The following is a 25941-nucleotide window of genomic DNA, read 5'->3' as shown; positions in this document are numbered from 1 at the left end:
GCGCCGATGGTCGACGTGCGCAATTTCGATCGCATCGCTTTGTGGCACGAAGCGCGCTGGCTTGCAGGTAGAATCGCTCGCCATGTTGCGCCGTTTCCCGCTCCTGCTGGTGTTTTTCGCCTTGCTCGCTGCTTGCGGGCCGGTGTGGAACGACCCCTATCCGGCGTCGGAGCAGGGACGCAATATCATGTACTCGGCATTCACGGACCGTCCCAAGCACCTCGATCCGGTGCAGTCGTACAGTGAAGATGAGGCGACCTTCCTGTATCAGATCTATGAGCCGCCGCTCCAGTATCACTACCTGAAGCGGCCGTACACGCTGGTTCCGGGCAGCGCGGCGACCATGCCGCTCGTGCGGCGCTACGACGAGTCGGGGCGCGAGCTGCCGGAGAACGCCCCTGCGTCGCAGGTTGCCAGGAGCGTGTATGAGATCCGGATCCGGCCGGGCATCCTGTATCAGCCGCACCCGGCGCTTGCCCGGGAGGCAGACGGCTCTCTGCGCTATGCGAGCCTGTCCGCAGCCGATCTGCAGAGCGTACGCAGCCTTGCCGACTTTGCCGAGGCCGGCACGCGCGAGCTGGAGGCGGGCGATTTCGTCCACCAGATCAAGCGGCTCGCACATCCGCGCCTGCACTCGCCGATTTTCGAGCTGATCGCGGAGTATCTTCCGGGCCTCAAGACCTTGCAGAAGACGCTGGCCGAAGAGGTATCGCGAAGTTCGGATGCGCTCGATCTGGAACGTCACGCCATCCCCGGCATCGAGATCGTCGATCGCTACACCTACCGGATCACGCTGAAGGGCGCCTATCCGCAGTTTCTGTATTGGCTGTCGATGCCGTTTTTCGCGCCGGTTCCGCCCGAGGCGGATCGTTTCTACGGACAGCCGGGCATGGCGGAACGCAACCTGACACTTGATTGGTGGCCGATCGGGACCGGGCCGTACATGCTGTCGGAAAACAATCCGAACGCGCGCATGGTGCTCGCTCGGAATCCGAATTTCCGCGGCGAGAGCTTCCCGTGCGAGGGCGAACCGGGCGACCAGGAAGCCGGACTGCTTGCGGATTGCGGCAAGTCGATGCCTTTCATCGACAAGGTCGTGTTCACCCGCGAGCGGGAAGGTATTCCGTACTGGAACAAGTTCCTGCAGGGCTATTACGACGCTTCCGGCGTCTCGTCGGACAATTTTGATCAGGCCGTGACGATGACGAGCCAGGGGGAGGTGTCGCTGTCGGACGAGATGCGCGCGCAAGGGATCGAGTTGCTGACGTCGGTGTCGCCTTCGATCTTCTACCTCGGTTTCAACATGCTCGACAGCGTGGTCGGAGGCGGCGCCGATGCGGAGGGACAGGCGCGGGCACGCAAGTTGCGCCAGGCGATCTCCGTCGCGCTGGACATGGACGAGTTCGTGTCGATCTTCCTGAATGGGCGCGGCGTGACGGCGATGCATCCGATTCCTCCGGGTATCTTCGGCGCACGCGACGGCGAGGCGGGCATCAATCCGGTGGTGTACGAATGGCGTGACGGGCGGGCGGTACGGCGCAGCAAGGAGGTGGCGCGCCGCCTGCTGGCCGAGGCGGGCTATCCCGACGGGCGCGATGCGAAGACCGGGGAGCCGCTGATCCTGAATCTGGACACGACGCCGGGCGGCCTGGGCGACAAGTCGCGCTCCGACTGGCTGGCCAAGCAGTTCCGCGAGCTCGGTGTGCAGTTCGTGGTGCGCGCGACCGACTATAACCGCTTCCAGGACAAGATCCGCGAGGGCAACGCGCAGCTGTTCTTCTTCGGCTGGAACGCCGACTATCCGGATCCGGAGAACATGCTCTTCCTGTTGCACGGTGCGCAGGCAAAGGTGAAGGAGTCGGGCCAGAACTCGGCCAACTATGTGAATCCCGAGTACGACCGTTTGTTCGAGAGGATGAAGAGCATGCCGGACGGTGCCGAGCGGCAGGTGGTCATCGATCGCATGGTTGCGATTCTGCAGCACGATGCGCCGTGGATTTTCGGTTTCCACCCGAAGGCGTACTCGCTGCAGCACGGCTGGGTGATGAATCGCAAGACGGGGAGCATGGTGCGCAATACGCTCAAGTACCAGCGCATCGACCTCGAGCGGCGCTCGGCCGCACGTGCCGAATGGAATCGGCCGGTGGTGTGGCCCTTGGTGGTGGTCGGCCTGCTCGCGCTTGCCGCGATCGCGCCGGCCTTCGTCCATTACCGACGGCGCGAACGTGCGACGGCATTGGGAGGCGGCCGCTGATGTTCGCTTACGTGCTGCGCCGGCTGCTGTACGCGCTGCCCATCCTGATCGGCGTCAATCTCGTCACCTTCGGTCTGTTCTTCGTCGTCAATTCGCCCGACGACATGGCGCGCATGCAGCTCGGCGTGAAGCGCGTGACGCCCGAGGCCATCGAACGCTGGAAAGCCGAGCGGGGATACGATCGGCCGCTGTTCTTCAATGGCGCGGTGCACGGGAGTGCTCAGGTCATGGACACGATCTTCTTTCAGAAGTCGCTGAAGATGTTCAGCTTCGACTTCGGACGCGCGGACGACGGACGAGACATCGCGCAGGAGATCCGCGACCGCATGGGGCCCTCGCTCGCACTGGCCTTGCCGACCTTCGTGCTGGGCCTGGTCGCGTCGGTCTCGCTGGCGCTGATCCTGGTGTTCTTCCGCGCGAGCTATCTGGATTTCTGGGGCGTCGTGCTATGTGTGGCGATGATGTCGATCTCGAGCCTTTTTTACATCATCGGCGGACAGTGGCTCGTTTCCAAACTGTGGGCACTGGTACCGATCTCGGGCTACGCCCCGGGTCTCGACGCCACGCGCTTCCTGGTGCTGCCGGTGGCGATCAGCGTGATCGCCGGGGTGGGGTCGAGTGCGCGCTGGTACCGGACGATCTTCCTCGAGGAGATCTCGCGCGACTACGTGCGGACGGCGCGGGCGAAGGGCTTGTCGGAGCGCGTAGTACTTTTCCGGCATGTGCTGAAGAACGCGATGATCCCGATCCTTACCGGCGTCGTCGTGGTGATACCGCTGCTGTTCATGGGCAGCCTGCTGGTGGAGTCGTTTTTCGGCATCCCGGGGCTGGGCAGCTACACCATCGACGCGATCAACGCGCAGGATTTCGCCGTGGTCCGGGCGATGGTGTTCATCGGTTCGGTGCTATACATCGTGGGCCTGATCCTGACCGACATTTCCTATACGCTGGTCGATCCGCGCGTGAGGCTGGAGTAGGCGATGGGATTCCTGCCTGTTCTGCTGTGGACCGATGCGCTGTTCTTCCTGCTGCTCGGGATAGGGGTCGTCACGATCGTCCATGTTCGCAGGGAGGCGCCGCTGCGTGCCGCGTGGCGCAGGGTCGGGAGTCGGCCGAGCGGCATGGCTGCTGCGGTGATACTGCTTGCTTTCCTGGTGATCGGGCTGGTCGACAGCCTCCATTTCCGGCAGCAACTGCCGACGACCGAGGGCGCGCCTGCGAATGCGCCGATCGCCTATTCGTCGGAGGTGCTGAGTGCGCTGGACATGCTGCTCGCCCCCTTGCGCACGCGCGTCGAGAAGACCTATTCGGCGCCGTTCGCGACCGAGCTGTATGCGCGCGAGACGGTCGAGCTTCCAGGAGGCGGGCAGGCGCGTATCTATCCGCGACTGGCATGGGGTGGGGCTCATCTCGGTGAGGACATCGGCGAGCGCGATGCGGATCTCGCAACACGGCTCGCGACCGGGCTTGCGGGGGCATTGGAGCTCTGGGTCGCGGTCGCGGCGATCCTTGTCGTGATCCTGGCGCGGCGGCGCGGAAACGGGATGCGCGAGGCGGCGCGCGCCGTGTGGCGAGGCGAAACGGTTCTGGCGTGGCGATCCGCACTGGTGACGCTTGGCGGCGTCCTGGTCGTATCGATTCTCGCGATCAAGCTCGCGCCGTATTACCACGTGTTCGGCACCGACAAGGTCGGGCAGGATGTGCTGTACCTGTCGCTCAAGAGCGTGCGCACCGCACTGATCATCGGGACGCTGACGACCCTCGTGATGCTGCCGTTTGCCGTCGCGCTGGGCATCATCGCGGGGTATCTCGGCGGCTGGGTGGACGATGTGATCCAGTACGTCTACACGGTCCTGAACGCGATTCCCGGCGTACTGCTGATCGCCGCGGCGGTGCTGATGATGCAGGTGGTGATCGACACCCACCCGCAATGGTTTTCGACCGCCGCCGAGCGAGCCGATGCGCGACTCCTGGCCTTGTGCCTGATCCTCGGCATCACGAGCTGGACGGGCTTGTGCCGGCTGCTGCGCGGTGAGACGCTGAAGCTGCGCGAGCTCGAATACGTCCAGGCGGCCCGGGCCTTCGGGGTCGGCACACCCGCCATCCTGCGACGCCACGTGCTGCCCAACGTGATGCACATCGTGCTGATCGCCCTGGTGATGGATTTTTCCGGTCTCGTGCTGGCCGAAGCAGTTCTTTCCTATGTCGGGATCGGCGTGGATCCGACCACGATCAGCTTCGGCACGATGATCAACATGGCACGCGCGGAGCTCGCGCGCGAACCCATGGTGTGGTGGTCGCTGATGGCCGCCTTCGCCTTCATGTTCGTGCTTGTGCTGTCGGCTAACCTGTTCGCCGATGTCGTGCGCGATGCCTTCGACCCCCGCCGGTCCTGAACGCGGGGGAGGGCGCCCGCGAACCAAAGCGCCGTGACGGCCGTCTCAGATGGGCAGCCCCAACCCCAATCATCACCGCACAATGAAAAAACTCGTTTTCGACAATCGCTTCGTGCGCGAACTGCCGGGCGATCCCGAAGAGTCGCTACATGTCCGTCAGGTGCATGGCGCCTGCTATTCGCGCGTGATGCCGACGCCGGTCACCGCCCCGCGCCTGGTTGCGTGGTCACCCGAGGTTGCGCGGCTGGTCGGATTCGACGAGGCAGACATTCGCTCGCCGGAGTTTGCCCAGGTCTTCGCCGGGAACGCCCTCCTTCCCGGAATGGAGCCCTACGCCGCATGCTACGGCGGCCACCAGTTCGGCAACTGGGCGGGGCAGCTGGGTGACGGGCGTGCGATCACGCTCGGAGAAACCGTCAATCCGGACGGGGAGCGATGGGAGCTCCAGCTGAAGGGAGCCGGGCCGACGCCATACTCGCGCCGCGCGGACGGACGTGCGGTGCTGCGTTCATCGATCCGCGAGTTCCTGTGCAGCGAGGCGATGCACCACCTGGGCATCCCCACCACGCGTGCCCTGAGCATCGTTGCCACGGGCGAGGCCGTGATCCGTGACATGTTCTACGACGGACGTCCACAGGCGGAGCCGGGAGCGGTCGTCTGCCGCGTGGCTCCCTCGTTCATCCGCTTCGGGAATTTCGAGATATTTACCGCACGCGGCGATCAGGACGTGCTGCAACAATTGATCGACTTCACGATTGCACGCGATCTTCCCGAGATCACGGGCAACACGGCGGCGCGCCGGGTGGCATGGTTCCACTCGGTGTGCGAGCGCACTGCGCGGCTCGTCGCCCACTGGATGCGAGTGGGGTTCGTGCATGGCGTGATGAACACCGACAACATGTCGATCCTCGGGCTGACGATCGACTACGGTCCCTACGGGTGGATCGACAATTTCGACCCGGCATGGACGCCGAACACGACCGATGCACAGGGGCGCCGATACCGCTTCGGCAACCAGCCCCACGTCGCGCAATGGAACCTGCTCCAGCTGGCAAACGCGCTGTATCCCGCCTTCGGTGCCGTCGAGCCGCTGCAGGACGCCCTGTCACGCTACGCGACCGTGTACGAAACGGAAAGCCGTCGCATGTTGGCCGCGAAGCTGGGCTTCGAGGCGCTGCGTGACGAGGACGACGAGCTCGTCGAAACCCTGCACGAGCTCATGACCGCGGCCGAAGTCGACATGACGATACTGTTCCGCGAACTCGCCCGCATCGACCCGGAGGCGCCGACGATGGATCCGCTGGTTGAAGCCTTCTATTCGGATGACAAGCGCCGCGAACACGAGGCGGCGTTCGCAGCGTGGCTGGGGCGCTACAGTGCGCGGCTGCGCGCCGAGGGATTGCCCGCCGAGCTGCGGCAAGCACGCATGAACGCGGTCAACCCGCGCTTCGTGCTGCGCAATTACCTGGCACAGGAAGCGATCGACGCGGCGGAGCAGGGCGACGATTCCCTCGTGTCCGAGTTGCTCGACGTGATGCGCCGCCCCTACGACGAACAGCCCGGTCGCGAGCGTTTCGCGGCGCGCCGCCCGGACTGGGCGCGCAACCGCGCGGGCTGCTCGATGCTGTCATGCAGCTCGTAGGCCGTTGGCCGTCGCGTCAGACTTTGACCTTCATCAGGCGCGCCTTGTCGCGCTCCCAGTCGCGCTGCTTGGCGTCCTCGCGCTTGTCGTACTGCTTCTTGCCCTTCGCCAGGCCGATGAGCGCCTTGATGCGGCCCTTGGTGTAGTGCAGGTCGAGCGGCACGAGCGCGTAGCCCGCGCGTTCGACCTTGCCGATGAGCTTGGAGATCTCGTTGCCGTGGAGAAGCAGCTTGCGCGTGCGCACCGGGTCCGGTTTGATGTGCGATGACGCAGCGGGGAGCGCCGTGATGTGCATGCCGAGGATGAAGATCTCCCCGTTGCGGATGATCACGTAGGCTTCCTTGATGTTCGCGCGGCCTGCCCGGATCGCCTTGACTTCCCAGCCTTCGAGCACGAGCCCGGCCTCGTACTTCTCTTCGATGAAGTAGTCATGATAGGCCTTGCGATTGTCGATGATGCTCATGGGGTTCCGGGATCCTGTGCCGCGCGGTCGCTTCTCGGGAAGCGGCCGTTGGCGGTGCGTTGCGGTAGAATCGCGCATTTTAGCAGTTCGGCTAAGCGCCGGTCCCACACGCACATGGCAGAAGTCAGAAAGCAGGTTCTGATCGAGTTCACTCCCGCGCAGATGTTCGAGCTCGTCGACCGCTGCGAAGACTATCCGCAATTCCTCCCGTGGTGCGGAGGCGCGGAGGTGCAGGAACGCACCGACAGCAGGACGGTTGCGACGCTGCACATCAGCTATCACGGCATCAAGGCGAATTTCACGACCGAGAACGCGAAGGAATATCCACGGGAGATGAAGATCGGGCTGCGCGAAGGCCCGTTCACGCATCTGGACGGCCTGTGGCGCTTCACCGCCCTCGGCGATACCGCGTGCAAGGTCGAATTCAACCTGCACTACCAGTTTTCCAGCAAGCTGCTCGAGAAGGTGCTCGGCCCGGTGTTCAGCCACATCGCGAACACCTTCGTGGAATCGTTCATCAAGCGCGCGCAGCAGGTGCACCCGAAGGGATGACAATGGCCGCATTCATCGACGTCGAAGTTTCCTACGCACTGCCTTCCAAGCAGGAGCTGATCAAGGTCCGCGTCGCCGAAGGGGCGACGGTGCGCGATGCGATCGAAGCGTCCGGAATCCTCGTGAAGCACCCCGACATCGAGCTCGACGGCCGCAACAAGGTCGGCGTGTTCGCCAAACTCACGCGCCTGGATACGGCGCTGCGCGACCGCGATCGGGTGGAAATCTACCGGCCGCTCATCGCGGATCCGAAAGCGGTGCGAAAGAAGCGCGCCGAGGAAGGCAAGGTAATGAAAAAGGGTGGCGGCCCGGCCGAGGAGTAAGGGCCATGGGCGCCTCCCGGACGCATCCGGGCGCGGCGCTTACTTGCAGTTCTCGTCGATGTAGCGCTGCGAACGCTCGATCTCGGCCGTGCGTGCCGTATCGTCCATCAGCTCGCGCTGGCCTTCGCTGTTGAAGCGCGAGACGCGGCGGCTGTTCTTCAGTCCGGCGATCTGGCTGCGCGCCTGGTCGCAGTAGCGCGCGACTTCCGCAGCCCTCTGGCGATCCTTTTCCGCCTTCGCTTCGGCCTCGGCCGCGGCCACCTTGCGCTGACGGAACTCGGCTTCCTTTTCTGCCATGGTCTTGGGTTTGGACGGATCGGCCTTTTCCTTGGCCTGCTTGCCCGCTTCGCCCGCAGCGCCGTCCGCCGCCGGATTCTGCGACACCCCCTCGCCGGATTCATCCGGCACGGACTCATCGGCCGCAGCCGCTTTGGGGCGGCTGCTCGGCTTGACCGTCTTCGCCGCGCCGGTCGGGGGTGGCGTATCCGAATAGTTGATGCGCCCCTGCGCGTCGCGCCACTGATACACCTGTGCGGTAGCGGGCAGAGCGAGGGTCAGGCTCAGTACGAGCAGGCTAAGACGACGCATCGAAAGGGCTCCATTGAAAAGCGCCGCTTACCATGAGTGCGCGGCGTCTGTATAATACGGATTTGGCCGAAAGGATAGAAGCCATGCGAGTGATTCAGAAGGCGCTGACGTTCGATGACGTCCTTCTCATCCCCGCCCACTCAACGGTTCTCCCCCGCGATGTCAGCCTGCGGGCACAGCTGACGCGCAACATCAACATCAATATTCCGCTGGTATCCGCCGCGATGGATACGGTGACCGAGTCCCGCCTGGCCATCGCGCTGGCGCAGGAAGGCGGCATCGGCATCATCCACAAGAACCTCCCGGTCAAGCAGCAGGCCAGCATGGTCGCGAAGGTCAAGCGGTTCGAATCGGGCGTCCTCAAGGATCCGATCACGATTCCGCCGACGATGAGCGTGCGCGATGTCGTCGCACTGACGCGTCAGCACAAGTTCTCCGGCCTCCCTGTCGTCGAGGGCAAGCGCGTGGTCGGCATCGTCACCAACCGCGACGTGCGCTTCGAGACGAATCTCGATCAGCCTGTTTCGGCGATCATGACGCCGTCCGATCGCCTGGTCACGGTGAAGGAAGGCGACAGCCTCGAGGACGCCCGCCGCCTGATGCACAAGCACCGCCTGGAGCGTGTGCTGGTGCTGAACGACGCCGGCGAACTGCGTGGTCTGATCACGGTAAAGGACATGATGAAGTCCACGGAACACCCGCTGGCCGCCAAGGACGACCTCGGTCGACTGCGTGTCGGTGCAGCGCTCGGCGTCGGTGCCGGTACGGAAGAACGTGCCGAGGCGCTGGTCGAGGCGGGTGTGGACGTCGTCGTCGTCGATACGGCACACGGTCACTCGCAAGGCGTGCTGGACCGCGTGAGCTGGGTAAAGAAGAATTTCCCGCATGTCGAGGTGATCGGCGGCAACATCGCCACCGGTGCGGCGGCTCGCGCCCTGGCCGATGCCGGCGCCGACGCGGTCAAGGTCGGCATCGGACCGGGCTCGATCTGCACGACGCGTATCGTCGCGGGCGTGGGCGTGCCGCAGGTGACGGCCATCGACAATGTGGCGACGGCCCTCGCAGGCACCGGAATCCCGCTGATCGCGGACGGCGGCATCCGTTTTTCGGGCGACATCTCCAAGGCGATCGCCGCAGGCGCGAACGTCGTGATGCTGGGCGGCCTGTTCGCCGGCACCGAGGAAGCTCCCGGCGAAACAGTGCTGTATCAGGGCCGTTCGTACAAGTCCTACCGCGGCATGGGCTCGCTCGGCGCGATGCAGCAGGGCGCAGCGGACCGCTACTTCCAGGAATCCGACGGCAATGCCGACAAGCTCGTGCCCGAGGGCATCGAGGGCCGTGTCCCCTACAAGGGAGCCGTCACGGCGGTGATCCATCAGCTGGTGGGCGGCCTGCGCGCGTCGATGGGCTACCTTGGCTGCGCCACGATCGAAGAGATGCACCGCAAGGCCGAGTTCGTGGAGATCACCTCGGCGGGCGTGCGCGAATCGCATGTCCATGACGTGCAGATCACGAAGGAAGCGCCCAACTACCACGTGGATTGATCCGATCCCGACCCCGAAGGCGGCCCATCCGGGCCGCCTTTCCTTTTTTCGTAGCCCGAGACCGTTGCCATGGCTCACCAGAAAATCCTCATCCTCGATTTCGGTTCCCAGGTCACCCAGCTCATCGCCCGTCGCGTGCGCGAACAGCAGGTGTATTGCGAACTCCATCCCTTCGACGTTTCCGATGATTTCGTGCGCGAGTTCGCACCGGCCGGCGTCATTCTCTCGGGCGGACCGAACTCGGTGTATGAGGCGCTGGAATGGAAGGCGCCGCAAGCCGTGTTCGAACTCGGCGTGCCCGTGCTGGGGATCTGTTACGGCATGCAGACCATGGCGCAGCAGCTCGGCGGCAAGGTCGAGAGCTCCGGTAAGCGCGAATTCGGCTACGCCGAGATCCGAGCACGCGGCCATTCCGAGCTGTTCCGCGGCATTCAGGACAGTACCAACGACGAAGGGCACGGGCTCCTGGACGTGTGGATGAGCCATGGGGACAAGGTCACCGAACTGCCGCCGGGCTTCAAGGTGATCGCCAGCACCGAGTCCTGCCCGGTCGCAGCGATGGCCGACGAAACGCGCAAGTTCTACGCGGTGCAGTTCCACCCCGAGGTCACGCACACGATCAAGGGCAAGGAGATGATCGCCCGCTTCGTGCACGAGATCTGCGGCTGCGGTCACGACTGGAACATGCCGGACTACGTCAACGAGGCGATCGAAAGGGTGCGCGCCCAGGTGGGCAACGAGGAGGTCATCCTCGGCCTGTCGGGCGGCGTCGATTCGTCCGTCGTCGCCGCGCTGCTGCATCGCGCGATCGGAGATCAGCTTACCTGCGTGTTCGTGGACAACGGCCTGCTGCGCCTGAACGAAGCAGAGCAGGTCATGCAGACTTTCGCCCGCAGCCTCGGCGTGAAAGTCATCCACGTCGATGCGACCGAGCAGTTCATGGGGCATCTCAAGGGCGTGTCCGATCCGGAAGCCAAGCGCAAGATCATCGGTCGCGAGTTCGTCGAGGTCTTCCAGGCCGAGGCGAAGAAGCTGCCCAACGCGAAATGGCTGGCACAGGGCACGATCTATCCCGACGTGATCGAATCTGCCGGCTCCAAGACGGGCAAGGCGCACACCATCAAGAGCCACCACAACGTCGGTGGGCTGCCCGAGACGCTCAAGCTGAAGCTGCTCGAGCCGCTGCGCGAACTGTTCAAGGACGAGGTGCGCGAACTCGGAATCGCCTTGGGGTTGCCGCACGACATGGTATATCGCCATCCTTTCCCCGGCCCGGGGCTCGGCGTGCGCATCCTGGGCGAGGTGAAAAAGGAGTTCGCCGACCTGCTGCGCCGCGCCGATGCGATCTTCATCGACGAGCTGCGTGCGGCGGACTGGTACGACAAGACCAGCCAGGCGTTCGCGGTCTTCCTGCCGGTGAAGAGCGTCGGCGTGATGGGCGATGGCCGGACCTACGAGTACGTGGTTGCGCTGCGCGCCGTGGAGACGCAGGATTTCATGACGGCGCACTGGGCGGAGCTGCCGCACAGCCTGCTCGGCAAGGTGTCGAACCGCATCATCAACGAAGTGCGGGGCATCAACCGCGTGGTCTACGACATCTCGGGGAAGCCGCCGGCAACGATCGAGTGGGAGTGAAGAGCCCCGGCGTTTGCAAAGCGCCAACAACTCTCAACGGTGGTCCGCGAAAAACCCTCTGCAAGTGCAGGGGGTTTTTCTTTTCAGATCCACGTTCCATGCCGCCTGATGCGAACCGAATTGTGAGTGGTTGATTCATCGCGACGAAATTGCCGATCGGGCATTGCGCGCGATCACTGACATCCCTGACCAGATTCCGACGAACGGCTGCAAAACCTTGCAACGCCCGACGGCCGGGGCTCCTTTCCTTTTCTGTTAGGTTCGGAACGAGGAAGGGCGTGAAGCGGTTGAATCCGGCGTGGTCCCGATCGCGAGTTCGCGCCCGCAGGCTGGAGCCAAGGGATGAAAAGACTGGAACTGCTCGACTATGGGCGCTTCGGCGGTGGACTGGCCGTCGTTGCCTACCACTACTTCTTCAACGGAATCAGTAACGGCAAGGTCACGTCGATCAGCCACATACCCGAACTGGTCGCCTTCGCGAAGTATGGATTTCTCGGTGTCGAGTTCTTCTTCATGATCAGCGGTTTCGTGATCTTCTTTTCGGCGAAGAACAAGACAGCCGGGCAATTCCTGAGCGTCCGGGCGGTACGCCTGTTCCCGGCCTTCTGGGTTGCTGTGCTCTTCACGACCGCTTTCGCGGCGCACTGGGGCGGCGAGAAGATGTCGGTGACGTGGCCGCAAGTCCTGGTAAATCTGACCATGCTTCCGAAGCTGTTCGGGCAGCCTTTCGTCGACGGCGTGTATTGGACCTTGCAGTACGAATGGGGCTTCTATTTTGCCGTGTTCCTGATGCTGGCCGCGGGCGTTCAGTCGAAGCTCCACCATGCTCTGGTGCTGTGGCCCTTCTATATCCTGCTCATGCGTGCCATTGGCATGGAGAGCTTGCCGTATGCGTCGGCCTATTACGCCTATTTTGCCGCCGGGGCTTTGTTCGCACTGCGGATGGAGGAGAAGGGCCGATTTTCGCTCGCAGCCTTGCTGGTCAGTCTGGTGCTGTGTGTCTCCTTTTCGGCTGGCAAGGCAGCAGGGTTGACCGCTAACAAAGGCGTCGAATTCTCGGCGCTGACGATCGCTGCGGTCGTGCTCGGCCAGTTTCTCTTCTTCGTGTTCCTGACCTCGAGGAAGGGGCTCGCGCTCAGGCTTCCCGCGTCGAGGCTCGCAGGTGGCCTCACCTACCCGATATACCTGATTCACGCGCATTTCGGCTACATGCTGCTATCGCGCTTCGCGAACGACGGGAACCGTGCGATCGCGTATTCACTGATCGCAATGGCGGTGTTGCTTGTGGCGTATGCGATCCACGTGCTGGTCGAGCGCCGGCTGGCGAGTTTCTGGAATGCGTTCTTCGCGCGCTCGGTCGGGAGCTGCGGCGATGCGGTGCAGTACTGGTTGTCCGCCCGGCTGCGATCCGTGTACGCGGCGTCGGTCGGGCGCAGCCAGTAAAAGGTGACCGGGTCGGGCGGTGAGGGTGCTTCGTCAGTTACGCACCTAGTGAATGTAAAGCGTGGTATCACGGCGCGAGGGGACGACTCCGTGTCCCGCGCCGCGCTGGACGGCAAAGTCTTGTCCCGTGAGCGACTTCACCAGGCGCGCCAGTTGGCGGGCCACCTGCTGTGAGGACGCCGCTTAGATCGCCGCGGGCACCGCGCAAGGCGGCTGGCGTTGTTTCAGTTCTGCGTCGCCGCGAGTTTGGCCCCGAATCCCAGGAGGAGCATCCCGGTGACGCCATCCATGATCCGGCTTACGCGAGGGCGCTCGAGGAGGCTGCGGGCACGGTTTACCGTCAGGGCCAGCAGTCCCTGCCAGAGCATTGCGATCGTGAAGTGGATCGCGGCCATCGCGAGCGACTGGATGAGCGCCGAGTGGGCGGGATCGATGAACTGCGGCAGGAAGGCCATGTAAAAGATGATCGGTTTCGGGTTCAGCACATTCGACAAAAGCCCCTCGCGCAGGGAGGTTGTCGCCGGAACGACCCTCGCACCTTGCACCGTGATCCGCATGCCCTGCGCGTGCCACGCGGAGCGCAGGCTCTGGATTCCCAACCAGACAAGGTAGGCCGCGCCGGCGATCTTCATTGCCGCAAACAGCGTCGCCGAGCCGAGCAGAATGACGGACAGTCCGAGGGCGGAGACGGTGGCGTGGGCGAACAGTCCGAGGCAGATGCCGAAGCTGGTGAGCAGTCCGTCGCGCATTCCGCCGCGGGCCGCATTACGCATGACCAGCAGTGAATCGAGCCCGGGTGACATGGTCAGAGCGGTGATGGCGAAGAGGAAGGGCAGCCAGTGGAAATGTTCGAACATGATCGGTGCGCGAGGGTATCAAGGTCGTAGAGGCGGCAAGTCTTGCGGTGCACCAAGATTTTTCCTGACGGTCGCCTGCTGCCGACGGTCATCGACGCAGCGGGCGACCCGGCCTCAGCTGTCAAGAATATCCCAGAATTTACGCGAGCGCGCGTGTCAGCACACCGATGGTCGGCGCCCAGTCCTCGCCAGGTTTCTTCTTGCGCGTGACCAGCGTCAGCTGGGCCGGCGCGAAGACGTTGGCGTTGTGGGTGACCGGCGTGGTGATCAGGTACTGGGCGCGCGTGGCGCGGAGGAAGGTGCCGACGCGGTCGATGTTGGCGACGTCGAGGTGGGCGAAAGGCTCGTCGATGAAGACGAAGCCGCCGGGGCGGGCGTCGTCCATCAGCAGCGCGATCAACAGGATCAGGGACTTCATGACCTGCTGGCCGCCCGAGGCTTCGCCGTCGTTGAGGCCGACCGCGCCCTTGCGGTCGAAGTCAAAGCGAACTTCAAGCCCGGCCTGCCCGAGCGAGAGGTCGTCGTCGCCCAAGGCTGGCGTGGGGCAGTCCACCCCGACGCCAGCAAGTTCGCCGAGCGCCTTGAGGTTCTTGCCGTACTGGCGCACGGTGGCACGCAGCTTGGCGATGTACGCGGAGCGTGCCTCTTCGGTGAGCCGGCGCGCAGTCGCGCAGTAGCCCTGGCGTTCGAGGTAGTCGCGTTCGCGCTGGGCGACGTCCGCCTTGAGCCGATCCGACAGGGTGATGACGGTCGGGTCCTTGACCCAGTCCCCCTCGTCGAGGCGCGCACGCAGGCGATCCCGCTCGCGCCTCGCGGCGGCGGCGTTTTCGTAGCGCTCGGCCAGCAGCGCGATCTCGGCGGGGTCGCGCCAGTGTGCCGGCATGCCGCGTCGCACGGATCGCAGGCGCTGGATGCGCTGCGCCTGGGTGTGGCGGCGCGGTGCAGCACCGGTTTCGAGTTCGGTGATGCGGCCGTCGATGGCGCGCAGTTCGCGGTTGCGGCGGTCGATTTCGATCACGACGCCGTTGATGCGACCGGCGAGTTCGTCCAGCGCCCCCTGCGTGTCGGCGCATCGCGCAATGGCGGCCGTTAACGCCGCGCGGGCGGACGGGAGCGCGGCTTCGGCCTCGGCGTAGCTTTCGGCCTTGGCGGCGAGCAGTTGTGCGGATTGCAGGCCGAGCAGGCGCTGGCGCAGGGTGGTGAGTTCGTCGGCGGCGCTGGCAACCCGGGGGCGCAGGTGCTGGAGTTGGCGATCGAGTCCGGCGATGTCGTCCGCGAGTTGTGCGATGCGCGCCTGGCGGGCGAGTTCGCCGAAATGGAACTCGGCGGGGCGGCCCAGGTGGCGGGCGCCGCGGCGTTCGCGGTGGTAGCCGTCGCGGGTGATCCATTCGATTTCGCGCGGCAGGTCGCGGGCGGCTTCGACGCTGTCGACGCGTCGAATGCGGTTGAGCAGATCCGCAAGCCAGCGCGGGACAGGGGCCGAGAAGCGCACGACTTCGGCGAGGCTGCGGGAAACCGCTGGCGGTGCCTCCTCGCGCTCCGGGACGACGAAATGGCGGAAGCGCTCGCGTTCGCCGAGCGCCCAGGCGGCATGGCGGTCGGACTCGCGCTCGAGCAGGATCACGTGGCGGTAGGGACGCAACACGGCTTCGAGCGCGGCCTGCCATGCGGCGTCGGTGACTTCGACGATCTCGGCCAGCCCGCTGTGGCGGATCCCTTCGGCGTCGAGCAGCGTGCGGAAACGGGCAACCTCGGGATCGGACGGCGGCCCCGAGCGGCTCCTGGCGTTACGCAGTGAAGTGGTCTTGTCCTCGAACTCCGCGACGAGGGTGCGTTCCCGTGCTTTCAGCTCGCGCAGCGCGGCTTCGGCTGCCTCGTGCTGCGCCTCGAGCGCAACGGCGTCCGCGCCGTGCTCCGCGGCGAGCTGGGCGCGCAGGTTGTCGCGCTCGGTGACGAGCTTCTCGAAGTCGCGCACCTTGTCGTGCGCCAGCAGGTGTGCCGCTGCCGCCGCGTCATGCTCGGCGCGAAGGCTGCTGCGGCGGCCCTCCGCCTCGGTCTTTTCGGCCTGGACCTCGTCCAGGCGCTGGCGCGCGGCGCGGCGCTCGGCTTGCTTGAGCGCGTATTCGCCACGCTGGCGAGCGAGTTCATTACGTTCCGCGGCGACCTCGCGCGCAAGCTCGGCCGCTTCCAGGCGCGGGACGATCTCCGCTTCGAGCGCGTGTGTCTCGTCCGCGAGCTGCTTCCACTGCAGGTAGTTGTCTGCCTCGAGGCGCCGCCCCTCGGCCTGGGCGCGCAGACGGTCGAGGTCCAGGCCGAGGTCGGCGAGCTCGCGCTCGGCGCTCTTCTGTTCCTCGCGTGCGGCCTGGTAGTTGTCGAGCACTTCCTTGTCGCCGAAGACGTCGAACACGAGTTCGAGCAGCGCGCGCGGGGAGTACTCGCACAGCTTGTCGGTGTCGCCCTGCTCGAGGGCGAGGACTTTGGCGATTGCAGGCGTGAGCCCGCCCCAGGCGAGGCGATTCTGGTAGTCGCGCAGTCCGACCCAGTCTTCGGTCTGCTCCAGGACCTCGATCGGCTGGTCGCCATCGATGATGGCGTAATCGCGTGTCCATTCGCCGCCGGCGCGACGGATGCGGCAGGCGAGGGTGACTTCGTCGTGCAGGCAGGGGAAGAACGGCCGGCGGCCGGTCGCGCCCGGCTTGTTGGCGACAACGGCGCGGATCCAGGCGAAGCTGCGTTCGGCACGGCGCACGTAGCGGCGGAAGTCGCGCTTGCCGGAACAGCGCAGCGCGAACAGGGTGCGCAGGGCGTCAAGCAGGGTGGTCTTGCCCGAGCCGTTGGGGCCGACAATGGTGATGATCTGTGCGTCGAGCGGCAGCGTGAATCGGCGCCAGTAGTCCCAGTGGACAAGTTCCAGTTGCTTGATGTGGAACATCAGGCGTTTTCCTCTTCTTCGTCGTCCTCGTCGATGTCGGGCAGGACTTCGGCCGCTTCGAAGGCGTTGGCTTCGGGGACCGGATGTCCTGCGTTCTTGAGCACATCGGCGAGCGTGCCGTGGATGATGCGGTCGGCAAGCACGCGATAGTCGAGCGCGACGTCGAGCAGGGGGCCTTCGTACAGGACGCCGTTGCGCCGCTCGATGAAGCCCAGGCGGGCGAGTTTGCCGAGCATGAAGTTCTTGACCTTGGTCTTGCCGCCGAGCAACTGGCCGAAGTCGGTGATGAGGGAGGCTTCCGAGAGTCCGCTGGAAACCGTTTCGCCGTGGACGACCGGCTTGTCGGCACCGAACATGTCGCCCTGGCCATCGTCGGCGAGCTCCCGCCGGGTCACCTGGCGCTCGCGCTTGGGCAGGATGATGAGCGACCAGATGACGACGAGCAGTGCGATCTCGTCGCGCGTGAGGCCCACGTTGCTTGCCGCGTACTCGCGCCGGGCGCCGAACACCGGTTCGAACATCTCCGGGGTCAGCACGGCGGCGACGTGCCCGGCGTAAGGGTTGTCCTGGAGCTGCAGGCCGACGGCCGCGAGGCGGTGGTCGAGTTCGACGCGGAAGGTCTCGTCGACCAGCGCGCGGCGCACCAGCCGGTCGTTGCGCGGCAGCCAGCGATGCGCGAGCAGGCGCGCGGTGAGGGTCTTGAGTTCGTGTTCCATCAGGCGTCCATGAGGGGGCGCGCGTTCGCGGGCTCCGCTGCTGCGGAGGCGGTCGGGCGTGGGATCACCCTGCCTTCGGAGATGGCGGCGATTTCGTCCTCGCCGACCGGAACGAGCGTATCGCCGAAGTGGATGTCCACGGGGAGGCGCATGAATTCGCCGATCGGGCCGTCGGCAGGCCCCGCGGACTCGCCGTCTGCGAGCAGGGCCAGCAGCGACAGGCGATAGGAGGCGGGCGCAAAGCCGCCGCCGGCCACCACGGAGTGCAATGGGGCGGAATCGGGCAGGGTGTCGAGGCGCCGGGCAAAATGCTCGAGCAGGGCGAGATCGTCCTGCTCGGGGGCAGTGTTCACCGCGGCGGCGTCAGGGGGCGGCAGTGCGGTGTCGGTTTCGCGGGCACGGATCTCGTCGGAGAGCACGCCTTCGGCGCGGTCGATCAGCTCGTGGCCGCCTGCGAGCAGGGGCAGCTCGGGTACGACGAGGAGCGCCCCCTCCGCGAAAGCCGCGAAGGCTGATGCGTCGAGCCCGCGCAGCCATGCAGCCACGTCGGACGAGGAAATCCCTGATGCGCCAAGCGTGACGCGCTGCGCCTCGATCTTGTTGAGCGCGCGCTGGAAGCTCGCGTCGGTGCGTGCGAGCCGGGACTGGGCAAGACCGATGCGCTGTGCGATGCGTGCGATCTCGAAATCGACTTCGGGGTCGGCCAGCAGGCCTTTGAGGATCTCCGTGCCGCGCGCGAGCCAGCGCTCGTTGGCGGAAAGTCGGCGGCGCGCACCGAGGATCTGGAATTCCGAACCGGAGGCGATCGCCTCCTCGAAGTGCCAGGTGAGATCGTTGAGCTTGGACAGCAGGTGGCCGAGCGCTTCGGGCGTAATGCTGCCCACGGCCTGCAGGCCGGCGAGCTGGGCGGTGAGGAAGCCCAACTCCGCGTCCTCTTCGGCCGAGAAGCGCAGCAGCATGGCGATGGCCGCCACGGCGTTGCGGCCGAGGTCCGAGAGGTGGTAATTGCCGTCGTCGGCGTAGGCGAGAAGCTGGTTGTCGCGCAGGCGCTTCAGGACGGTTTCGAGCTTTACCGGGTCGAGGTAGGTGAAGCGTGAGCGCAGGGCGTCGGGCGACCAGCGCGGCGATTCCGCTTCCTGGCCGATCTCGCGCAGCACCAGCAGGCGCAGCATGACCTCCGCCTCGGAGCCGCGGAACAGGGTGATGAACGCGTCGATCAGCGGTCGCGCCGCGGCGAGCGGCGCGAGTTCGGGCACGTCGTCCGCGGCAACGCCGGGGGCGAGGAAATCGGCGAGCTCGGGCGTCATGCGTGCGCGCGGGCGGGGCGCTCAGACACCCTGCTTGAGGCTCGCCGCGATGAAGTCGTCCAGGTCGCCGTCCAGCACGGCCTGGGTGTTGCCGACTTCGTAGTTGGTGCGCAGGTCCTTGATACGGGACTGATCGAGCACGTAGGAGCGAATCTGGTGGCCCCAGCCGATGTCGCTCTTGGAGTCCTCCAGCTTCTGCTGTTCCGACTGGCGCTTGCGCAGTTCCAGCTCGTACAGGCGGGCCTTCAGCATGGACATCGCTTCGGCCTTGTTTTTGTGCTGCGATCGGTCGTTCTGGCACTGCACGACGACGCCGGTCGGCTCGTGCGTGATGCGCACCGCGGAGTCGGTCTTGTTGATGTGCTGGCCACCGGCGCCGGACGCGCGGTAGGTGTCGATGCGCAGATCGGCCGGATTGATCTCGATCTCGATCGAGTCGTCGACCTCCGGATACACGAACACCGACGAGAAGCTGGTGTGGCGGCGCGCGTTGGAGTCGAACGGGCTCTTGCGCACGAGGCGGTGGATGCCCGTCTCGGTACGCAGGAAACCGTAGGCGTATTCACCGCTGACCTTGATCGTGGCGCCCTTGATGCCCGCGACTTCGCCTTCGGATTCCTCCATCAGCTCGACATTGAAGCCCTTGCGCTCGCAGTAGCGCAGGTACATGCGTTCGAGCATGCCCGCCCAGTCCTGGGCCTCGGTTCCGCCGGCGCCGGCCTGGATTTCAATGAAGCAGGGATTCGGGTCCATCGGATTGGAGAACATCCGGCGGAATTCGAGCGCATGCACCTTCCCCTCGAGCGGGGAGAGATCGGCTTCAACCGCGGTCAGGGTGTCCTCGTCGTCCTCGGCCTGAGCGAGTTCGAAAAGATCCTTGAGGTCGATGGAGGATTGTTCGATGTCGCGCAGATTGACGACAACATCCTCGAGTTGACGCTTTTCCTTGCCGAGCTCCTGAGCCTTCTCGGCATTATTCCAGACCGCCGGATCTTCCAGCGCACGGGTTACTTCTTCGAGCTTCGACGCCTTTTCGTCGTAGTCAAAGATACCTCCGAAGTTCGCGACCGCGGGCCTGCAGGTCGTCGAGTTTCTGGGAGATGGCGTTGATGCGTTCGGCTTCCATGGCGAGGCTCCGGGCGATTCTGGGAAACCGACAAGTATACCTCGATCGGATCGCGCCGCGCGCATGGCCGCGCGAGACAACGCCTGCGCGATCCCGAAATGCAAACGGCGGCCCGCAGGCCGCCGTTGTCGGCGCCGGGCGTTACCGGAATCAGAACTTGTAGCCGACGCCGACCATGTACACCCACGGATCGATCTCGACACTAACCTTGACCTTGCCGAGCACAGGATGCCGCGCGGTGGCATGGCTGTCGATACCGATACGCCAAACAGCCGCGTTCAACACGACTTTGTCCGTGAGCATGTAGTCGATGCCGGCTTGCAGGGCGAGACCCCAGGAATCCTCGCGATCGAGATGGGAAAATCCTTGAGCCTTGCGGGCATCCGTCAGATCTTCATTGAAGAAGGCCGTGTAATTGATGCCGGCACCCACGTACGGCTGCCATTTCGAGCTGGAGTCCATCGGAAAGTATTGCAGCGTAACGGTCGGCGGCAGTTGCTCGATGGTGGCGAGCTTGCCGTTGAGACCTGCGGGCAGCCCCTTGACGCTGACGCTGTGCTTGAAGGGCGTGGCAGCGAGCAGTTCAACGCCTACGTGGTCGGTCAGCATGTAACCGAACGTCAGGCCGAGCTGCGTGTTGTCGCTCACCGTGGCATTCGAGCCGGCGATCTTCCCGGTGGCACTCGATGAGACATCGGAGCCCCCCATTTCCGGACTTACTGTCGCCGCACCTGCACGGACAACGAAGTCGCCCGCCTTGTAGGCGTGCGCGAACGGACTTGCGGCGCCCAGGGCGAGCAGGGATGCGATGACGAGCGATTTTTTCATGAGCTACTCCTCTTGCATGACGCGAATGAACTGTGGGGCATAGTACCCACTCTTCAGTGCCGGTTATGTGCGTCGCACAAAAATTTCGCTTACATTTGACGAATGTCAAAAAAACCATACCTATAGCAAGGTTTATCCCCGCATATCGCCGTAAGCGGGCGGGCAAGCCAGTTTCAGAGGGAACTCGAAAACCGATATCAATCGCCAGGCATCCAGTCGGTTGTGTCCCCCTGAAATCGCATTGGGTACCCGCACCCGCATTTGCTGCACTGCTACATAGACCACTGGCGCGCAGACATCACCTCGGCGCCATTCGCAGGGCGAGGCTCGACGATCGAGGTATGATGTCGCTCCCTGACCCGAACGTCCCGGAATATCGACGTGCCCATCGAAGTCATTCGTGCCGACTATCACAACCCCGTCCATGCTCATGCGATCACTGAGTTGCTCGACGCCTACGCGCGAGACCCAATGGGCGGAGGCGAGGCATTGCCCGCAGAGGTCAAGGAAAGGGTCGTGGGGGCGCTTGCCCGCCAGCCACACGCGTTCAGCCTGATCGCCTTAGCGGACGGCGTCGCAGTGGGATTGGCGAATTGCTTCGAGACCCTCTCGACCTTCGCCGCCAGGCCGCTGATCAACATCCACGATTTCGTCGTCCTCGCGGAGTGCCGCGGACGCGGAGTGAGCCAGCTGCTGCTGGCGGCGGTCGAGGCGGCCGCGAGGGAGCGCGGATGCTGCAAGATCACCCTGGAGGTGCTCAGCGGCAACGACGCCGCACGGGCGGCGTATGCGAAATTCGGATTCAGCGATTACACGCTGGATGCGAGCGTCGGGACTGCGCTGTTCTGGCAGAAACCAATCGAAAATCCCCCGCCCGGCGCTGCCTGAGCGGAGCTTGCGCCGAACTGGCGCACGCTCAAAGCCCGTTCGGCGCCAGCCGTGAGATGTGCCGAAGCGATGGCAGCGCGAAGGCCAGCCCGACCGCGATGCCGGCAATGAGGTCGAGCACTACATGCTGGCGGGTGGCGATCGTCGACCACAGGATTGCCACGCAGAGCAGGGCATTTCCCCAGCGCAGCAGCGTCGGCGCGCCCACCGATCGCCCGATCCGTTCCAGCCATAGCGCGGTGAATACCGACGATGCGACATGCAGCGATGGACAGGCGTTGCCGGCTGCGTCCACATTCTTGATGAATGCGAGCTGCGGATAGTCGGACCAGTCGATTCCGGCCGGTGGCACCGCGGTGGGAAGCACCCAGTAAATACCGAGGCAGAACCCGCACAGGGCGGAGATCCACACGCCGAACCAGAGCAGCGGCCGCAGGCTGCCGATGAAGGCGGGCGGCAGCGACACGTACACCCACAGGCTTGCGTAAATCGGAAATGCGGCCGCGGAAAAGGGGATCCATGCATCCGCGGCAACGCGCGGCATCATCGTCGGTGCAGTGAGCGGATCGCGCAAAACCGTAAAATACCCCCAGAAGAACAACACCATGAAGATCATGGTTCCCGCTGCCTTGAGCGGCCAGAGTGTCGCGAAACGGCTAGCCAGCTGGCGAAACCAGGCGGAGCGGGGTGCCGCATCCAGCGGCGTGGCGGAGAGGGTCGTCATGGCCGGCGGATAGTACCAAACATCCGCCAGCGCGCCGGGATCGACCGTGCCATCTATGGTGAAACATTTGATTTCATATAGAATTCGCGCCCTATGAATTCAATTGCACTTATTCGCGAATTTCTCGACGAGCGCCTGGGCGTGGCGTCCGAGAAGGTCGTTCCGGATGCGCTGTTGGTGGACCTCGGTGTCGACTCGCTGATGATGCTCGAGCTGATGTTCGCCTTCGAAGACCGCTTCGGAATCAAGGTCCCGAGCGATCTCGAGAACCCGAAAAGCGTCGGCGACATGGTGACAGCCATGGACGGCCTGATCGCAGCCGGCGGCGTGCACTGAGCCATGGTCCGGCGTCGGGTTGCGATCACGGGACTGGGACTGGTCAGCCCGTACGGCGGCGATCTGGCGAATTTCTTCAAGCGGCTGTGCGCCGGGGAAACGGCGATCCGCCATCTTCTAACCGACGATCAGCCGCGCCCGCTTTCGATTCCCTTTGTCGCATGTCCGGCGTTCGATGCCGATGCCGTGCTCGGCAAGCCGCTGGCCGCGATGATGGACCGCTTCGCACAACTCGGCATGGCGGCAGCCTTCGACGCGTGGGACTCCGCCGGCCTGCCGCGCAGCGCCGGTGAGGAATCGCGCGACGACTGGGGCGTATCCTGGGGCACCGCGCTCGGCGGCACGCTCGCCTATGAAAAGGGCTATCGCGAGCTGTGGCAGCGGGGGCGCGAACGCCTGTCGCCGCTCTCCGTGCTGCTCGGCATGAACAACGCCGCCAATGCCCATATCTCGATCCAGCTCGGATTGGGGGGCGCAAGCACGAGCCACACCGTCGCCTGCGCATCGTCGGCCGTTGCCATCGGCGAAGCCTTCCGGCGCGTGCGCTCGGGAGAAGCGACGGTCATGGTCACCGGTGGCTCAGACGTGCCGCAAGCCTATGGCGTCGCGCGCGCATGGGAAGCCCTGCGTGTCATGGCGCCCGGCAACGCAGAAACCTCACCCTCCGCCTGCCGTCCCTTCGCCGGCGATCGCCGCGGCCTGGTTCTCGGCGAAGGCGGAGCGGCGCTGGTTCTCGAGGACTGGGATCACGCGCTGGACCGCGGTGCAAACATACACGGGGAAATCGTCGGCTACGGGGCAAGCTGCGACCACAGCCACCTCGTGCGTCCCGAAGTGGCCGGTCAGGTCCGTGCCATGCAGGCCGCGCTTGCCGATGCTCGTTTGGCCGCCGGCGATGTCGACTACGTCAATGCCCATGGCACGGCTACCGCCGAGGGCGATCCGGTCGAGATCGCTGCGCTCAAGTCCGTGTTCGGGAAGCGGGCGGAAACGCTGCCGGTGAGCGCGACCAAGTCCATGCACGGCCACCTGCTCGGCGCAGCGGGCGCCATCGAGGCGATCGCCTCGGTACTCGCGCTGCGCGACGACGCTCTGCCGCCCACCATCAACCTTGCCGGCAATCTCGACCCAGCCTGCACCGGAGTCGAACACCTGACGGCCGCCCGCCACGGAGCCGCGCCGCGAGCGGCACTCTCCAATTCATTCGCCTTCGGCGGCAGCAACGCCGTGCTCGTTTTCCGCGCCGTCCGCCAATAAGGCCGGAAGAGCCGTCGTCACGCGGAAACGCCGATGAGCCTGCCGATCTCCAATCTGCCGCTGCTGCTGACCGGCACCGCCGGCCTGCTGTGGCTGTCGCGCAAGCCGCTGCGCAATCCCGGCAGCCACGGCTTCTACCGCTTCTTCGCGTGGGAGACCATCCTCGCGCTGACGTTACTCAATCGCGAGCCGGCAGGTGATCAACTGCTGTCCGAAACCCTCCTGCAGTTAAGCCTGCTCCCGCTGGTCTTCGGCTTCATCGCGCTGCGTCGCGAGGGCAAGCGCGACCCGACCCAGCGCGACGACGGCTCGCTCTACAGCTGGGAAAAGACTTCCGAGCTCGTCACGCAGGGCATCTTCGGCCTCATCCGCCACCCGATGTACAGCGCGCTGCTCGCGCTGGACTGGGGCATGTTCTTCCGCGCCCCCAGTTGGCCCGCCTTCGCGCTCGCCCTTTTCGGTAGCGCCTGCGTGCTGCTGACCGCGCTGGCCGATGAAAGGGAATGCATCGCCTATTTCGGCCAGGCCTACATCGACTACATGCAGGGCACGCGCCGCTTCATTCCGTGGATCTTCTGATCGGCGGGAGCCGTGCGGAAGAGGGCGCGCGTGCCCTTGCGCTCAAAGCGCCTGTGCCGGCATCGCTGCGCCGGCCTGGATCGCCGGATAGTCCCCGCATCCATCCGGCCAAGGGGTAAGGATCTCGAATCCCTCAGCGGTGACCGCGACCATGTGTTCCCACTGTGCCGACAGCGAATGATCCTTGGTCACCACGGTCCACCCGTCACTCAGTTCGCGGGTTTCCGGGCGCCCCGCGTTGATCATCGGCTCGATTGTGAACACCATGCCGGGCTCCAGCGTGAGGCCGGCTCCGGGACGGCCGTAGTGGAGGACTTGCGGCTCGTCGTGATAGACGTCGCCGATGCCGTGCCCGCAATATTCGCGAACGACGGTAAAGCCTTCGCGATGGGCGACGCTCTGGATGGCGTATCCGATATCACCGAGCGTCGCGCCGGGACGGACGGCGAGGATGCCCGCGCGCATGGCTTCATAGGTGGTCCGCACGAGTCGCCGGGCGAGGACGCCGGGCTTGCCGACAAAGTACATGCGGCTGCTGTCACCGTACCAGCCGTCCTTCACCACGGCCACATCGATGTTGAGGATGTCTCCGCTGGTCAGGCGCTTCGCGGACGGGATGCCGTGGCACACGACATGATTCGCCGAGGCGCAGATCGTCTTCGGATAGCCGTGATAGCCGATATTCGCCGGGATGGCCCGTTGGACGTTGACGATGTAGTCGTGGCAGATGCGATCGAGCTCGTCGGTGGTCACGCCCGGCCGGACGTGCTCTCCGATCATGCGGAGGACGTCGGCGGCCAGTGCACCGGCTCGACGTGCCATTTCGATTTCCGCCTGCGAGCGGATCGGAACCTGCTGCGTCTTTGCCATCAAGCCGCCCTGCCAAGATTCGTCAGCGGGGAGGGTGCTCCGGACGCGTCGTGCGCCTCCTCTTCCCGGATCAGCAGCTGGCAGATTTCGCGGTAGCTCAGCGTGGGATTGAGCTCCGCGAGCATTCCGACGCGCAGCCAATGCTCCGCCTGGCTGTTGATGGAGCGACTGAGCGCGCCGCTGGTCCGGCGCAGGGCCTCATGCATCTGCTCGGAGATCTTGACGATTCCCACGGGGCGGCCTCATGTACGTTGTGTATATGGTCCGTATATTACCATTTATGGTGTTATCGGTCGTGGTTTACATAATACCAATTATGGCGGTTCTGGCTTGCGCGGCAGCTGCGCACGCTTGGCGAGAAAATCACGCGCCTGCTTGGCAGCAACGGAATACTCCGAACGTCGTAGGATCACGCACACCGCGTGAAGCTCGAAAAAATCGACGCCTGCATCCAGCAGGCGTTTTTTTTCGGCCGCGATCCGACGATGCCAGGTGCGCGGGCTGGGGCGCGACACGCCCCGCGCCATGCGCAGACGCCAGTACAGGAAGCGCAGCGGGCCGGACCAGTCGGGCAACATCGGAAAGGCATTTTCCGGGGTTTGTCCGGGGTTTTCCCGGAACTTTTCCGGGGGTTGGACGGGATTTTCCGGGGTTTTGACCGGGGTTTCCCGGGGGTTTCCC

Annotated in this window: 25 protein-coding genes; 13 read left to right on the top strand and 12 right to left on the bottom strand. The window is 64.9% G+C overall.

Going from position 1 to position 25941, the window contains the following annotated elements; all coding sequences use genetic code 11:
- Positions 1–82 precede the first annotated feature (82 nt).
- The 4 genes from GO615_RS10045 to GO615_RS10030 all read left to right on the top strand — a co-directional run bounded on the left by GO615_RS10045 (position 83) and on the right by GO615_RS10030 (position 6292).
- Positions 83–2254, top strand: a complete 2172-nt coding sequence (locus GO615_RS10045; protein ID WP_169127519.1) for an ABC transporter substrate-binding protein — start codon at positions 83–85, stop codon at positions 2252–2254.
- Entirely contained in the window at positions 2254–3231 is a 978-nt protein-coding gene (locus tag GO615_RS10040) for an ABC transporter permease (protein WP_169127517.1), read from the top strand. The genes GO615_RS10045 and GO615_RS10040 overlap by 1 nt, the downstream gene beginning before the upstream one ends.
- Before the next feature lie 3 nt (positions 3232–3234).
- On the top strand, positions 3235–4650 hold the full coding sequence (locus GO615_RS10035; RefSeq protein ID WP_169127515.1) for an ABC transporter permease: 1416 nt from the start codon (positions 3235–3237) through the stop codon (positions 4648–4650).
- Positions 4651–4732: 82 nt separating this feature from the next.
- A complete protein-coding gene (locus tag GO615_RS10030; protein WP_169127513.1) occupies positions 4733–6292 on the top strand; it encodes a protein adenylyltransferase SelO in 1560 nt (519 codons plus the stop codon).
- Between the two features lie 16 nt (positions 6293–6308).
- Here GO615_RS10030 and smpB read toward each other — a convergent pair whose 3' ends face one another.
- Positions 6309–6755, bottom strand: a complete 447-nt coding sequence (gene smpB, locus GO615_RS10025) for an SsrA-binding protein SmpB (protein ID WP_169127511.1) — start codon at positions 6753–6755, stop codon at positions 6309–6311.
- A 114-nt stretch (positions 6756–6869) separates the two neighbouring features.
- On the opposite strand from smpB, the gene GO615_RS10020 reads away from it, so the two are divergent.
- Together GO615_RS10020 and GO615_RS10015 are read left to right on the top strand one after the other, a co-directional pair.
- Positions 6870–7307, top strand: coding sequence for a type II toxin-antitoxin system RatA family toxin (locus GO615_RS10020; RefSeq protein WP_169127502.1), 438 nt, complete (start codon positions 6870–6872; stop codon positions 7305–7307).
- A gap of 2 nt (positions 7308–7309) precedes the next feature.
- Positions 7310–7630, top strand: coding sequence for an RnfH family protein (locus GO615_RS10015; RefSeq protein WP_169127500.1), 321 nt, complete (start codon positions 7310–7312; stop codon positions 7628–7630).
- A gap of 39 nt (positions 7631–7669) precedes the next feature.
- Here GO615_RS10015 and GO615_RS10010 read toward each other — a convergent pair whose 3' ends face one another.
- Positions 7670–8218 (bottom strand): DUF4124 domain-containing protein, encoded by a 549-nt coding sequence (locus GO615_RS10010; RefSeq protein WP_169127498.1) that lies wholly within the window; start codon positions 8216–8218, stop codon positions 7670–7672.
- A gap of 83 nt (positions 8219–8301) precedes the next feature.
- Between GO615_RS10010 and guaB the strand changes: the two genes are divergently transcribed.
- The 3 genes from guaB (at position 8302) to GO615_RS09995 (ending at position 12840) form a co-directional block, all read left to right on the top strand.
- A complete protein-coding gene (gene guaB / locus GO615_RS10005) occupies positions 8302–9762 on the top strand; it encodes an IMP dehydrogenase (RefSeq protein ID WP_169127496.1) in 1461 nt (486 codons plus the stop codon).
- A gap of 69 nt (positions 9763–9831) precedes the next feature.
- A complete protein-coding gene (guaA, locus tag GO615_RS10000; RefSeq protein ID WP_169127494.1) occupies positions 9832–11397 on the top strand; it encodes a glutamine-hydrolyzing GMP synthase in 1566 nt (521 codons plus the stop codon).
- Positions 11398–11739: 342 nt separating this feature from the next.
- Positions 11740–12840 (top strand): acyltransferase family protein, encoded by a 1101-nt coding sequence (locus tag GO615_RS09995; RefSeq protein ID WP_169127492.1) that lies wholly within the window; start codon positions 11740–11742, stop codon positions 12838–12840.
- Between the two features lie 224 nt (positions 12841–13064).
- Here GO615_RS09995 and GO615_RS09990 read toward each other — a convergent pair whose 3' ends face one another.
- The 6 genes from GO615_RS09990 to GO615_RS09965 form a co-directional block, all read right to left on the bottom strand.
- Positions 13065–13697 (bottom strand): LysE family translocator, encoded by a 633-nt coding sequence (locus GO615_RS09990; protein ID WP_169127490.1) that lies wholly within the window; start codon positions 13695–13697, stop codon positions 13065–13067.
- 139 nt (positions 13698–13836) lie between these two features.
- On the bottom strand, positions 13837–16629 hold the full coding sequence (locus tag GO615_RS09985) for an AAA family ATPase (protein WP_169127488.1): 2793 nt from the start codon (positions 16627–16629) through the stop codon (positions 13837–13839).
- Positions 16629–17345 (bottom strand): hypothetical protein, encoded by a 717-nt coding sequence (locus GO615_RS09980; RefSeq protein WP_169127486.1) that lies wholly within the window; start codon positions 17343–17345, stop codon positions 16629–16631. The genes GO615_RS09985 and GO615_RS09980 overlap by 1 nt, the downstream gene beginning before the upstream one ends.
- The gene (locus GO615_RS09975; protein ID WP_169127484.1) at positions 17345–18652 is read right to left on the bottom strand and encodes a replication factor C small subunit; all 1308 of its coding nucleotides are present in this window, start codon (positions 18650–18652) and stop codon (positions 17345–17347) included. The genes GO615_RS09980 and GO615_RS09975 overlap by 1 nt, the downstream gene beginning before the upstream one ends.
- A 21-nt stretch (positions 18653–18673) precedes the next feature.
- Positions 18674–19778 (bottom strand): peptide chain release factor 2 gene (gene prfB / locus GO615_RS09970; protein WP_169127482.1). Its coding sequence is split into 2 segments (ribosomal slippage): positions 18674–19696 and positions 19698–19778, totalling 1104 coding nucleotides; the frame shifts between segments, so codons are not numbered across the junction.
- Positions 19779–19928: 150 nt separating this feature from the next.
- Complete coding sequence (locus GO615_RS09965) at positions 19929–20606, bottom strand: OmpW/AlkL family protein (RefSeq protein ID WP_169127480.1); 678 nt, start codon at positions 20604–20606, stop codon at positions 19929–19931.
- A 381-nt stretch (positions 20607–20987) separates the two neighbouring features.
- Between GO615_RS09965 and GO615_RS09960 the strand changes: the two genes are divergently transcribed.
- The gene (locus GO615_RS09960) at positions 20988–21494 is read left to right on the top strand and encodes a GNAT family N-acetyltransferase (RefSeq protein ID WP_339379997.1); all 507 of its coding nucleotides are present in this window, start codon (positions 20988–20990) and stop codon (positions 21492–21494) included.
- Positions 21495–21522: 28 nt separating this feature from the next.
- On the opposite strand, the gene GO615_RS09955 is transcribed toward GO615_RS09960, so the two are convergent.
- Positions 21523–22218, bottom strand: a complete 696-nt coding sequence (locus GO615_RS09955; RefSeq protein ID WP_246262217.1) for a phosphatase PAP2 family protein — start codon at positions 22216–22218, stop codon at positions 21523–21525.
- Between the two features lie 93 nt (positions 22219–22311).
- Here GO615_RS09955 and GO615_RS09950 point away from each other — a divergent pair, with 93 nt between their 5' ends.
- From GO615_RS09950 to GO615_RS09940, 3 genes are read left to right on the top strand one after another with little or no spacing between them, the layout of a single operon-like run.
- The gene (locus GO615_RS09950; protein WP_169127478.1) at positions 22312–22554 is read left to right on the top strand and encodes an acyl carrier protein; all 243 of its coding nucleotides are present in this window, start codon (positions 22312–22314) and stop codon (positions 22552–22554) included.
- A 3-nt stretch (positions 22555–22557) separates the two neighbouring features.
- Positions 22558–23811 (top strand): beta-ketoacyl-[acyl-carrier-protein] synthase family protein, encoded by a 1254-nt coding sequence (locus tag GO615_RS09945; protein ID WP_169127476.1) that lies wholly within the window; start codon positions 22558–22560, stop codon positions 23809–23811.
- A gap of 33 nt (positions 23812–23844) precedes the next feature.
- Positions 23845–24390, top strand: a complete 546-nt coding sequence (locus GO615_RS09940) for a methyltransferase family protein (RefSeq protein ID WP_169127474.1) — start codon at positions 23845–23847, stop codon at positions 24388–24390.
- Between the two features lie 42 nt (positions 24391–24432).
- Here the strand turns inward: GO615_RS09940 and map are convergent, their stop codons facing one another.
- From map to GO615_RS09925, 3 genes are all read right to left on the bottom strand, one after another.
- A complete protein-coding gene (gene map / locus GO615_RS09935; RefSeq protein WP_169127472.1) occupies positions 24433–25260 on the bottom strand; it encodes a type I methionyl aminopeptidase in 828 nt (275 codons plus the stop codon).
- Positions 25260–25493: a TA system antitoxin ParD family protein gene (locus GO615_RS09930; protein WP_169127470.1), complete on the bottom strand. Its 234-nt coding sequence runs from the start codon at positions 25491–25493 to the stop codon at positions 25260–25262. The genes map and GO615_RS09930 overlap by 1 nt, the downstream gene beginning before the upstream one ends.
- An 81-nt stretch (positions 25494–25574) precedes the next feature.
- On the bottom strand, positions 25575–25941 hold a 367-nt coding region (locus tag GO615_RS09925), incomplete at its 5' end, for a hypothetical protein (RefSeq protein ID WP_169127468.1).

This window comes from Aromatoleum evansii, assembly GCF_012910805.1.
GTDB lineage: Bacteria > Pseudomonadota > Gammaproteobacteria > Burkholderiales > Rhodocyclaceae > Aromatoleum > Aromatoleum evansii.
Note: the sequence above shows the minus strand (reverse complement) of the source record. Positions and strands in the feature narration are given on the sequence as shown.

What these genes read in the sequence shown, in the direction of transcription:
- GO615_RS10045 (WP_169127519.1), top strand. Translation starts at nt 83, where the DNA reads ATGTTGCGCCGTTTCCCGCTCCTGCTGGTGTTTTTCGCCTTGCTCGCT.
- GO615_RS10040 (WP_169127517.1), top strand. Translation starts at nt 2,254, where the DNA reads ATGTTCGCTTACGTGCTGCGCCGGCTGCTGTACGCGCTGCCCATCCTG.
- GO615_RS10035 (WP_169127515.1), top strand. Translation starts at nt 3,235, where the DNA reads ATGGGATTCCTGCCTGTTCTGCTGTGGACCGATGCGCTGTTCTTCCTG.
- GO615_RS10030 (WP_169127513.1), top strand. Translation starts at nt 4,733, where the DNA reads ATGAAAAAACTCGTTTTCGACAATCGCTTCGTGCGCGAACTGCCGGGC.
- smpB (WP_169127511.1), bottom strand. Translation starts at nt 6,755, where the DNA reads ATGAGCATCATCGACAATCGCAAGGCCTATCATGACTACTTCATCGAA.
- GO615_RS10020 (WP_169127502.1), top strand. Translation starts at nt 6,870, where the DNA reads ATGGCAGAAGTCAGAAAGCAGGTTCTGATCGAGTTCACTCCCGCGCAG.
- GO615_RS10015 (WP_169127500.1), top strand. Translation starts at nt 7,310, where the DNA reads ATGGCCGCATTCATCGACGTCGAAGTTTCCTACGCACTGCCTTCCAAG.
- GO615_RS10010 (WP_169127498.1), bottom strand. Translation starts at nt 8,218, where the DNA reads ATGCGTCGTCTTAGCCTGCTCGTACTGAGCCTGACCCTCGCTCTGCCC.
- guaB (WP_169127496.1), top strand. Translation starts at nt 8,302, where the DNA reads ATGCGAGTGATTCAGAAGGCGCTGACGTTCGATGACGTCCTTCTCATC.
- guaA (WP_169127494.1), top strand. Translation starts at nt 9,832, where the DNA reads ATGGCTCACCAGAAAATCCTCATCCTCGATTTCGGTTCCCAGGTCACC.
- GO615_RS09995 (WP_169127492.1), top strand. Translation starts at nt 11,740, where the DNA reads ATGAAAAGACTGGAACTGCTCGACTATGGGCGCTTCGGCGGTGGACTG.
- GO615_RS09990 (WP_169127490.1), bottom strand. Translation starts at nt 13,697, where the DNA reads ATGTTCGAACATTTCCACTGGCTGCCCTTCCTCTTCGCCATCACCGCT.
- GO615_RS09985 (WP_169127488.1), bottom strand. Translation starts at nt 16,629, where the DNA reads ATGTTCCACATCAAGCAACTGGAACTTGTCCACTGGGACTACTGGCGC.
- GO615_RS09980 (WP_169127486.1), bottom strand. Translation starts at nt 17,345, where the DNA reads ATGGAACACGAACTCAAGACCCTCACCGCGCGCCTGCTCGCGCATCGC.
- GO615_RS09975 (WP_169127484.1), bottom strand. Translation starts at nt 18,652, where the DNA reads ATGACGCCCGAGCTCGCCGATTTCCTCGCCCCCGGCGTTGCCGCGGAC.
- GO615_RS09965 (WP_169127480.1), bottom strand. Translation starts at nt 20,606, where the DNA reads ATGAAAAAATCGCTCGTCATCGCATCCCTGCTCGCCCTGGGCGCCGCA.
- GO615_RS09955 (WP_246262217.1), bottom strand. Translation starts at nt 22,218, where the DNA reads ATGACGACCCTCTCCGCCACGCCGCTGGATGCGGCACCCCGCTCCGCC.
- GO615_RS09950 (WP_169127478.1), top strand. Translation starts at nt 22,312, where the DNA reads ATGAATTCAATTGCACTTATTCGCGAATTTCTCGACGAGCGCCTGGGC.
- GO615_RS09945 (WP_169127476.1), top strand. Translation starts at nt 22,558, where the DNA reads ATGGTCCGGCGTCGGGTTGCGATCACGGGACTGGGACTGGTCAGCCCG.
- GO615_RS09940 (WP_169127474.1), top strand. Translation starts at nt 23,845, where the DNA reads ATGAGCCTGCCGATCTCCAATCTGCCGCTGCTGCTGACCGGCACCGCC.
- map (WP_169127472.1), bottom strand. Translation starts at nt 25,260, where the DNA reads ATGGCAAAGACGCAGCAGGTTCCGATCCGCTCGCAGGCGGAAATCGAA.